8 protein-coding genes, 1 pseudogene and 1 other annotated feature are annotated in these 11002 nt (G+C 36.1%); of the genes and pseudogenes, 8 read left to right on the top strand and 1 reads right to left on the bottom strand.

The window, feature by feature from the left end:
- Window positions 1–229: pseudogene (locus ACTTKP_RS09445) on the top strand (hypothetical protein); the annotation flags it as partial.
- Window positions 230–319: 90 nt separating this feature from the next.
- On the opposite strand, the gene tyrS reads toward ACTTKP_RS09445, so the two are convergent.
- A complete protein-coding gene (gene tyrS / locus ACTTKP_RS09440; RefSeq protein WP_442553653.1) occupies window positions 320–1546 on the bottom strand; it encodes a tyrosine--tRNA ligase in 1227 nt (408 codons plus the stop codon).
- Window positions 1547–1579: 33 nt separating this feature from the next.
- Window positions 1580–1821: a binding site (T-box leader), on the bottom strand.
- Window positions 1822–2001: 180 nt separating this feature from the next.
- On the opposite strand from tyrS, the gene ACTTKP_RS09435 reads away from it, so the two are divergent.
- The 7 genes from ACTTKP_RS09435 to adhE form a co-directional block, all read left to right on the top strand.
- Entirely contained in the window at window positions 2002–3144 is a 1143-nt protein-coding gene (locus ACTTKP_RS09435) for a GGDEF domain-containing protein (protein WP_442553652.1), read from the top strand.
- Window positions 3145–3154: 10 nt separating this feature from the next.
- Complete coding sequence (locus tag ACTTKP_RS09430; RefSeq protein WP_442553651.1) at window positions 3155–3628, top strand: prepilin peptidase; 474 nt, start codon at window positions 3155–3157, stop codon at window positions 3626–3628.
- Window positions 3629–3835: 207 nt separating this feature from the next.
- Complete coding sequence (gene recA / locus ACTTKP_RS09425) at window positions 3836–4948, top strand: recombinase RecA (protein ID WP_442553650.1); 1113 nt, start codon at window positions 3836–3838, stop codon at window positions 4946–4948.
- An 11-nt stretch (window positions 4949–4959) separates the two neighbouring features.
- The gene (locus tag ACTTKP_RS09420; RefSeq protein WP_442553649.1) at window positions 4960–5562 is read left to right on the top strand and encodes a regulatory protein RecX; all 603 of its coding nucleotides are present in this window, start codon (window positions 4960–4962) and stop codon (window positions 5560–5562) included.
- 146 nt (window positions 5563–5708) lie between these two features.
- Window positions 5709–7232 carry a ribonuclease Y gene (rny, locus tag ACTTKP_RS09415; protein ID WP_442553654.1) on the top strand — a complete coding sequence of 508 codons (1524 nt, stop codon included), beginning with the start codon at window positions 5709–5711 and terminating at the stop codon, window positions 7230–7232.
- Between the two features lie 98 nt (window positions 7233–7330).
- Window positions 7331–8083 carry an exodeoxyribonuclease III gene (locus ACTTKP_RS09410; protein WP_442553648.1) on the top strand — a complete coding sequence of 251 codons (753 nt, stop codon included), beginning with the start codon at window positions 7331–7333 and terminating at the stop codon, window positions 8081–8083.
- A gap of 382 nt (window positions 8084–8465) precedes the next feature.
- Window positions 8466–11002, top strand: a 2537-nt coding sequence (gene adhE, locus ACTTKP_RS09405) for a bifunctional acetaldehyde-CoA/alcohol dehydrogenase (protein ID WP_442553647.1), incomplete at its 3' end; no start/stop codon positions are given.

The following is an 11002-nucleotide window of genomic DNA, read 5'->3' as shown; positions in this document are numbered from 1 at the left end:
AAGGAGCTGTGATGGTATGTGTGATATAAAAGAGGTTTTAGACAAAATAGAAAACAGAGGAATAGAAAAAGGAATAGAAAAAGGAAGACTGGATGCATTAGTATTAGCAGTTAATAAGTTGATGGCAAATTTGAAGTTGAATTTGGAACAGGCACTTGATGCAGTCGGTATTGCAGATGAAGAGAGGCCTAGGTATAGAGAACTCATAAATAACATTAATAATCACTAAAGATAATGGGCTGTCACATTAAAGAATAAGAATACTGAATTCTTAATGTAACAGCCTAAATTTCCTTAAAAATCACAAAATAACTATAACTCAGTCAAGGATGACCTTACAAAATTTCTTCTTGCCTTTTCTCACAATGAGTCCATCTCCTTGCAATTCCTCAGGCTTAAAAGTAGTAGCAAAGTCAGTTACCTTATCATCGTTTACAACAACGCCTCCCTGTTCTACAGCCCTTCTGCCTTCTGAACGGGTAGCTACAAGACCTGATTTGTGGAGTATGGTAACTATGTCAAAGACCCCATCTCTTGCATCTTCCATAGTTATAGCAAAAGAAGGCATATTTTCAAGGCTTCCGCCGCCTGCAAAAAGAGCCTTAGCAGCAGACTGAGCCTTATTTGCTTCATCTTCACCATGAACCAGTTTAGTAAGTTCAAAAGCAAGTATTTCTTTTGCTTCATTAAGTTTAGCACCCTCCCAGGACTCCATGGCAAGTATTTCTTCTATAGGCAGGAAGGTAAGCAGCTTGAGGCATTTTAGAACATCACCGTCATCTACATTTCTCCAGTACTGGTAGAAGTCATAAGGGGTAGTCTTTTCCGGATCAAGCCATACTGCACCATTTGCAGTTTTTCCCATCTTCTTGCCTTCAGAATTAAGCAAAAGAGTAATGGTCATAGCGTGAGCATCTTTTCCCAGCTTTCTTCTTATCAGTTCAGTGCCTGCAAGCATATTACTCCACTGATCATCTCCGCCAAACTCCATATTACAGCCGTATTTCTGATATAGCATATAGAAGTCAAAGCCCTGCATAAGCATATAGTTAAACTCTAAGAAGCTAAGTCCCTTCTCCATACGCTGTTTGTAGCACTCTGCGGCAAGCATCCTGTTTACAGAGAAATGTGGACCTATATCTCTTAAGAATTCAACATAATTTAGGTTTAAGAGCCAGTCAGCATTATTTACCATAATCGCTTTACCTTCACCGAAATCAATGAATCTTTCCATCTGCTTTTTGAAACATTCACAGTTGTGTTCAATAGTTTCTTTGGTCATCATGGTTCTCATATCGGTTCTTCCTGAAGGATCACCTATCATACCGGTTCCGCCACCCATAAGAGCTATCGGCTTGTTACCTGCCATCTGAAGTCTCTTCATCAGACAGAGTGCCATAAAATGTCCTACATGAAGGCTGTCTGCAGTAGGGTCAAAACCTATATAAAATACGGCTTTTCCTTCATTTACCATCTTACTGATTTCTTCTTCATTAGTTACCTGGGCAATCAATCCTCTTGCCTTAAGTTCTTCATAAACTGTCATATTTTCCTCCTTTAAAATAAAAAATCCCATCCTACAAAGGACGAGAGCATAAGCTTCGTGTTACCACCTTATTTCGCAGAATATCTGCCTCTTACAGGTACAATCTATCTATACCCTGACCCTATAACGGAAGTCCACCGTCACAGCCTACTTGTAGAAACGTTCAGTGTGAAACTCAGGGATGTATTCAGTCAGACTCTTTCTTTTGCCTCTCACCAACCGGCTAATCTCTGTAAGTGAACATCTAGCTTACTTCTTCCCGTCACAGTTTATAGAAAAGATTAAATCACAATTAAGTAATTTTGTCAATATATGAAATTTTGCATATATCGGTTCTAATATTGTAATAAAAATATGAAAATGTAACCGAAATGTAACCGTATTATGTTATAATAACAACGCATGTATTGTTAAAAATATAGTTGTATTTTTTTTTTGGGGGGGGGTGGATAGTTATGGAAATTTCCAGTGGTTTGCTATCAGATATATATAATCTGATGTTTATTGTTGCTATATTTGCATTCATAAGTAAAAATAATAATAGAGAAAAAGAAAAGTGGTACAAATACTTAATTGTAGTCTTATTTATTATAGTTATCTCAAAACTAATGAGTGAAGTAGCAGTATGTGGTGTAATTTCAAATATTATTTCTTTGACAGGAACTTTTTTACTTTTTGCACTTACACCACTTGTAGGATGCTTTATAATAAAATACTCAAATGAATGTATGGATTATGGTAAAAATAAAAATAATATTTTACTGATTATTTGTTTATTATTTTCTGCTGTCAATTTTATCATACTTTGTATTTCACAAATTTTTTCATTAGACCTTCTGTATAAATTCGATGGAACAACATATGGTAAAGGTATACTCTATGATATAAGAATATTTTTAATTGCTATTGAGTATATGAGTATGCAGGTATATATAATATATTTGAATAAAAAGAACAAACAGGATTTATCTGTAGTTTTATGGATTTTTCCTATATATACATTAGTTGTTACAATTTTGCAGTTTTCAATGAAAAACATGACTCATAATTATGTAGATGTATTTTTCTATTCAGTTTTACTTTATATTTATGTGCAGAGTAGAGATTTGAATACAGATTTTTTGACAGGAGCGGTAAATAGGCGAAAGTTTGATGCAGAACTTACAAAAAGGGTTAATAATGCTAGTGAAGTTAAGTTTTCCGGTATCATGGCAGATATTGACAGATTTAAATATATTAATGATACTTATGGACATCAGGCTGGAGACGATGCTCTAGAGGCGTTTTCGGATATAGTTATTAAAAATTTTAGAAAGACAGATGTAGTTGCCAGATATGGCGGAGATGAGTTTTGTATCCTTACAGATATCTGTGATGAAGCTGAAATTGAAGTGGCTATGAGGAGGCTTAGAAAAAGTTTGGATGCCTTTAATGCCTTGGGAAAATTTCCGTTTGAAATATCTTTCAGTTTGGGATATGCGGTATATGACTGCGAAGCAGACGGTTCTTCATCAGCTTTTCTTAAGAGGCTTGATGAAAGGATGTATCGGGAAAAAGAAATTCATCATCGGAATGAAGAACAATTGCAATCAGACTGAAGGTAAATAAATGGATTTAACCGTTATTAAAATAAGTATTAATATTTTATTTATATTATCTTTAATAATGTTGTCAGTTATAGACTGGATAACATACGAGATTCCGCCAAAGATAAATATATTGATATTTTTTATTGGAATATTAAAAATTATAACTGATTTTCCTAATGTAAAGAGCTATGTATCAGGTTTCTTTTCAATAAGTTTATTATTAATGCTGATATATTTAATTACTAAGGGAAGGGCTATAGGAGGCGGTGACATAAAACTAATGGCTGCTTCCGGCTTGTTTTTGGGTTTTGGTAAGGTGGTACTTGCATTTTTTCTGGGTTGTCTATTTGCATCGGTAATTCATCCTATAAGAATGAAATTAAATAAATCAGATAATATTCTTGCGTTGGGGCCGTATTTGTCCGCAGGAATGTTGGTGTCACTATTTTTTGGAAATGATATTATAGAGTGGTATTTACATCTCGGAAGTTGATTTTTGTCTATTTTGTATAGGAAAAAGTTAAAAAATTGTTTGATTTGCCGATTACAGAATTTAAAAAATGTATTATACTTTAATTACTTTATATCAATTAAAATTAATTTAACTATGAATGTTTTGGTTGACTTTATCGAACTTATGTTTTATAATATATACTATAAAGAACATTTGTTTGTTAATAAAATTTACAGTGAGGTAATTATGGCAAAAGATACTAAAGATAAAACTGTTTATACAGGTGGAGATAAGAAAAAAGCATTGGAAGCTGCAATTGCGCAGATAGAAAAAGATTTTGGAAAAGGCTCTATTATGAAAATGGGAGCTAAGTTAGAAAAAATGAATATTGAGGTAGTTCCTACAGGCTGTCTTAGTATTGACTTGGCACTGGGGCTTGGCGGCATACCTAAGGGAAGGATAATAGAAGTCTATGGTCCTGAGTCCAGTGGTAAAACTACAGTTGCCCTGCATATGGTAGCAGAAGTTCAGAAATTAGGAGGAATAGCAGGTTTTATAGATGCTGAGCATGCGCTTGATCCGGTATATGCCAAGGCAATTGGAGTAAATATAGATGAACTTTATATTTCTCAGCCGGATAGTGGTGAACAGGCTTTAGAGATTACTGAGACAATGGTAAGAAGCGGAGCTATGGATATAGTTATTGTGGATTCAGTAGCTGCACTTGTCCCAAAGGCTGAAATTGATGGAGATATGGGGGATTCTCATGTTGGTTTACAGGCACGGCTTATGAGCCAGGCATTGAGAAAACTTACATCAGTTATAAGTAAAACTAATTGTATAGTAGTATTTATCAATCAGCTTCGTGAAAAAATTGGAGTTATGTTTGGAAATCCGGAAACTACAACCGGAGGACGGGCATTAAAATTCTATGCATCTATAAGAATGGATGTAAGAAAGGCTGATGTAATAAAGCAGGGTGGAGATGTTATTGGAAGCAGAACTAAAATAAAAATTGTTAAGAATAAAATAGCTCCTCCTTTTAAGGAAGCACAGTTTGATATTATGTTTGGAACAGGTATAAGCCGTACAGGAGATGTGCTTGATATTGCAGTGGATGATAATATAGTTGTAAAATCAGGGGCATGGTTCTCTTATAATGGAGAAAAGATTGGACAAGGAAGAGAGAATGTAAAACTTTATCTTGAAACTAATCCTGCTGTATTTAAGGAGATTGAAGAAAAAGTAAGGGAACTGCATGCAAAGAAAGATTCTTTAACAAATTCAGAAGAACCGGTTTTAGAGAAAAATGAAGAGGATTCGGAGAATTTTGATGATGAATACAATTCTGAAGAATAGGAAAAATTATAATGTTTATAGATTCTGTTGAAAAGGCAGGGAAATATAGATATAAAGTAAAGGCTGATAGTATTGTGTTTTATGTATATCAAAGTGACATAAGAAAATATGCAATAAAAGAATCGACAGAGTTGTCTGATAAAGTGTATGAGGATTTTATCAATGAAACAATGATTCCAAGGGCAAGGAAAAAAGCATTAGATATTTTGAGCAGGGCCGATTGTTCAGAAGCTGATTTAAGAAGAAAATTATCTTTAAAAAATTATCAGGTTGAAGTGATTGATAATGCTATAGCCTATGTCAAAAAGTTTAATTATTTGAATGATGAAAGATATGCTGAGAACTACATTAATTATAAAAGCAGTTCAAAGAGCCTGCGGCAGATTAAAATGGAATTGTTTTCAAAAGGAATAGATAGTGATATTATAGAGCGGTTTGTTACAGATGATAGAAGTGATGAAGAAGCTTTACATAATATTATAAAAAAGAAAATTAAAAATTTAAAAGAAATGGATATAGATAAAAAAAGGAAGCTTTATTCATATCTTTATAGAAGGGGATTTAATACAGAGCTTATATCACATGTGCTCGGTGATTATTTCTCTGATACTTGACTTTTTTAGTTAAAAAGTATAGAATTTAACTGTTGTATATGTCGGTTGAATTATGTAAAGGTAATTTGGCATAGATTTCTTGTACAATGAAAATTAAATAAGGAGGTGCTCCAGTGGAACCAATTATCATAGCAGCGGCTGCTGTCGTGGTTACTGCTGCAGTTACTGCTCCTACTGTTTGGAAGATTGCAATTTCTAATCGTGTTAAAAATTACGAAGCTAAGGTTGGAACTGCAGAAGAAAGAGCTAGGGATATAATAGAGAAAGCTAATTTAGAAGCTGAGACTAAAAAGCGTGAGGCCTTGCTCGAAGCCAAAGAGGAATCTCTGAAAGCTAAGAATGAATTTGAGAGGGAAAGTAAGGAGAGAAGGGCAGAACTACAGAAGTACGAGAAACGAGTTTTATCTAAGGAAGAGGCAACAGATAGGAAAAGTGAGCTGCTTGAAAAACGGGAAATTAAACTTAATGAGCGTGAAGTAGAACTTGAGAAAGACAAAAAGGCTGTGGAGGAGCTTCATGTAAAACAGCTGGCTGAGCTTGAGAGAATATCGGGACTTACCTCCGAACAGGCAAAAGATTACATTATCAAGTCGGTTGAGGATGATGTGAAGCATGAAATGGCAGTTATGGTAAAGGAACTTGAGAATAAGGCAAAGGAAGAGGCTGATAAAAAGGCAAAGGAAATAGTTGTTACCGCCATTCAGCGTTGTGCTGCCGATCACATTGCTGAAGCTACGATTTCTGTTGTACAGCTTCCTAATGATGAGATGAAGGGCAGGATTATAGGAAGGGAAGGACGCAATATAAGAACACTGGAAACATTGACAGGTGTGGATCTTATAATTGATGATACTCCTGAGGCGGTTGTTCTTTCAGGTTTTGATCCGGTAAGGCGTGAAGTTGCAAGGATTGCTCTTGAAAAGCTGATTGTGGATGGAAGAATACATCCTGCAAGAATTGAAGAAATGGTTGAAAAAGCACGGAAAGAAGTAGAAGTTCAGATAAGAGAAGAGGGAGAAGCTGCAGCGCTTGAATGTGGTATACATGGAATACATCCTGAACTGATAAAACTGCTTGGTCGAATGAAATTTAGAACCAGCTATGGTCAGAATGTGCTTAGGCACTCCGTTGAAGTTGCTCAATTATCAGGTCTTTTAGCTGCTGAATGTGGATGTGATGTTAAACTTGCTAAGAGAGCAGGTCTTCTTCATGATATTGGAAAGTCAGTGGATAAAGAGCAGGAAGGTTCTCATGTACAGATAGGTGTTGAAATGTGCAGGAAGTATAAGGAGTCAGCTACTGTTATAAATGCAGTTGAATCACATCATGGAGATGTGGAGCCTAATAATCTGATTTCTTATTTGGTTCAGACCGCAGATGCAATTTCAGCGGCACGTCCCGGTGCAAGAAGAGAGACTTTGGAAACTTATTCTAATCGACTTAAAGAACTTGAGGATATAGCTAATGAGTTTGAAGGTGTTGATAAATCATTTGCTATTCAGGCTGGAAGAGAAATAAGAGTTGTTGTTGTTCCGGATCAGGTTGCAGATTCGGAGATGGTGTTGCTAGCCCGTAATGTATCTAAGAAGATTGAAGCTTCGCTAGAGTATCCGGGTCAGATAAAGGTAAGTATAATACGAGAGTCCAGAGCTGTTGATTATGCAAAATAAATTTAGTCCCTGTTTTCAGGGACTTTTTTTATTTAGTGATGTGTATTTTGTATTGGATGAGTAAAGTAGAGGTTGTTTATATTGAGAAAGGAAAGAGCATGAAATATGTATCTTGGAATGTAAATGGGCTTAGAGCCTGTCTTACCAAAGGTTTTATGGAGTTTTTTAATGAAATAGATGCTGATGCTTTTGGACTTCAGGAAATAAAACTTTCTGAAGGACAGTTAGAACTTGATTTACCGGGATATTATAAGTATTGGAATTATGCTGAGAAGAAGGGCTACTCGGGTACTGCGTTATTTACAAAAAGAGAACCGATAAGTGTGACTTATGACATGGGGATAGAGGAACATGACCATGAGGGCAGGGTAATTACTGCAGAATATGAGGATCATTTTTTGGTAGTATGCTACACTCCTAATTCTAAGCAGGAATTAGAGAGGTTGGACTATAGAATGGTTTGGGAAAATGATTTCAGGAATTATTTAAATAAGTTAAAAGAAAAAAAGTCTGTAATTCTTTGTGGAGACCTTAATGTGGCACATAAAGAAATTGATCTTAAGAATCCAAAGACCAATCACAGAAGTGCGGGATTTACAGATGAAGAAAGAGGAAAGATGACCGAACTTTTGGAGGCGGGATATGTAGATACTTTCCGTTTTTTTTATCCAAATCTTGAAAATGTATATTCTTGGTGGTCATATAGGTTTAAGGCAAGAGAGAAAAATACCGGCTGGCGTATTGATTATTTTATTACTTCTGTTGATTTTAAAGATAGGCTTAGGGATGCGAAGATTCATTCGTCAGTTTTGGGAAGTGACCACTGTCCTGTGGAATTGGATTTTGAATAATTCAAGCAAATGTTATAATGCATAAATTTTGTTGTAGAATTTTAGTAAAAAATACCTAAAAATTTTACTAGAAACTAGAGTTAATTAATGATATAGTTAGAATAGTGATCAATAAAGTTTTGATATTTATTAATAAATAAACTGAAAACTTTTAAAATTGCATTTATAATTGTAAGAAATGATATAGATGTCAAAAGATAATAAATTCTTTTGCAGGCAAGATTGCATATAATTGTTATACTTTTGATACTCGTATCTATAAATTACAGTTGACAGAACAGACAAAGAATGATAAAATTTTAACAAGCTAGTTAAAAAAATAACAAGCTGTTTTATTCGGTTGAAACCGATGCTAATCCAGTAGATTGAAGGGAGATTTTCGATGGAAAATAAGACTCGTAACATCATTGACAGTGTTGAAGCACTTGAGAAGGCTCTTAAGAAACTTCGTGAAGCACAGGAAAAATTTGCTACCTATTCACAGGAGCAGGTAGACAAAATATTCTTTGCTGCAGCTACAGCAGCCAATCAGCAGAGACTTCCTCTTGCACACATGGCAGTTGAAGAGACAGGAATGGGTATAGTGGAAGATAAGGTAATTAAAAACCATTATGCATCCGAGTATATTTACAATAAATATAAAAATGCTAAGACCTGTGGTGTTATAGAAGAGGACAGGGAATTTGGTGTAACCAGAGTTGCAGAGCCTCTTGGTATACTGGCAGCCGTAATTCCTACTACCAACCCTACTTCAACCGCTATTTTTAAGACACTCATTGCTCTTAAGACAAGAAATGGTATTATTATAAGCCCACATCCAAGAGCTAAAAAATGTACAGCAGAAGCTGCCAGAGTAGTACTTGAAGCAGCAGTTAAGGCCGGTGCTCCGGAGGGAATTATTGACTGGATAGATGTACCAAGTCTTGAGATGACAAATATGGTTATGAAGGAATGTGACTGCATACTTGCAACAGGCGGTCCGGCAATGGTTAAGAGTGCTTATTCGTCAGGAAAGCCTGCACTTGGTGTAGGTGCCGGTAATACTCCTGCTATTATTGACGAATCAGCAGATATTCTTATGGCAGTTAACTCAATCATCCATTCAAAGACTTTTGATAATGGTATGATTTGTGCTTCTGAACAGTCAGCTATCGTAGATGCTAAGATTTATGATGAAGTTAAGGCTGAGTTCAAGAGAAGAGGCTGTTATTTCCTTAAAAAAGATGAAATTGAAAAAGTTCGTAAAACAATTATTATAAATGGAGCTCTTAATGCTAAGATAGTTGGTCAGAAGGCTGCTACCATAGCTGAGCTTGCAGGTGTTAAAGTAGATCCTGCTACAAAGATACTTATCGGTGAGGTTACAAGTGTAGAGCTTAGTGAGGAATTTGCTCATGAGAAGCTTTCTCCTGTACTTGCTATGTATAAGTCAAAAGATTTTGCAGATGCACTCAATAAGGCTGAAAGACTTGTAGCTGATGGTGGTTACGGTCATACATCTTCTCTTTATGTAAATACTGTTACTGAGAGGGAAAAGATTGCTGAGTTCGGTGAGCGTATGAAGACATGTCGTGTTCTTGTAAATACTCCTGCTGCACAGGGTGGTATAGGTGATATTTACAACTTTATGCTCAATCCTTCTCTTACACTTGGCTGTGGTTCTTGGGGTGGAAACTCTGTTTCTGAGAATGTAGGAATTAAACAGTTAATCAATATCAAGAATGTAGCTGAGAGGAGAGAAAATATGCTTTGGTTTAGAGCCCCTGAAAAAGTTTATTTCAAGAAGGGCTGCCTGCCTGTAGCTCTTGAAGAGTTAAGAGATGTAATGGATAAGAAGAAAGTATTTATCGTAACAGATAGCTTCCTTTTCCAGAATGGCTATACAAAGCCTATTACAGATAAGTTAGATCAGTTAGGAATTGTACACCAGACATTCTCAGATGTAGCTCCTGATCCTACACTTAATTCAGCTAAAAAGGGTGCAGACCTTATGAGAAGCTTTGGTCCTGACTGCATTATAGCTATCGGTGGTGGTTCTGCAATGGATGCCGCTAAGATTATGTGGGTACTTTATGAGCATCCTGAAGTAGATTTCTACGATATGGCAATGCGCTTTATGGACATCAGAAAGAGAGTATACACCTTCCCTAAGATGGGCGAGAAGGCTTACTTTATAGCTGTTCCTACTTCAGCAGGTACAGGCTCTGAGGTTACACCTTTTGCAGTTATTACAGATGAAGTTACAGGCAACAAGTATCCGCTTGCAGACTATGCACTTCTTCCAAATATGGCTATAATAGATGCTGATATGATGATGAATGCTCCTAAGGGACTTACATCCTCTTCAGGTATAGATGCAGTTTCACATAACCTTGAGGCTCTTGTATCGGTTATGGCTACCGACTTTACAGATGGTATTGCTAAGCAGTCCTTACAGATGCTTTTCGAGTATCTTCCAAGGGCTTATGATAATGGGGCAAATGATCCTGAAGCAAGAGAGAAAGTTGGTCATGCAGCTTGTATGGCAGGTATGGCATTTGCAAATGCATTCCTTGGTGTAATGCACTCTATGGCACATAAGCTTGGTGCTTTCCATCACATACCACATGGTATTGCAAACGCACTTATGATGGAGCAGGTTATTCGTTTTAACTCTTCAGAAGTGCCTACAAAGATGGGTACCTTCCCTCAGTATCAGTATCCTAAGACACAGAGAAAGTATGCAGAAGTTGCAGAAGCTCTCGGCTTTAAGGGTAAGAATGATGCAGACAGTGTAGAAAAGCTTATTGCAGGTATCAGAGAACTTCAGGTTAAGATTGGCATTAAGAGAAGTATCAAGGACTATGGTATTAAGGAAGAGGATTTCCTTGCTACTCTTGATGATATGACAGAGAAAGCATTTGATGATCAGTGTACAGG

It is taken from the genome of Catonella sp. (assembly GCF_052169795.1).
In the GTDB taxonomy this organism is placed as follows: domain Bacteria; phylum Bacillota; class Clostridia; order Lachnospirales; family Lachnospiraceae; genus Catonella.
Note: the sequence above shows the minus strand (reverse complement) of the source record. Positions and strands in the feature narration are given on the sequence as shown.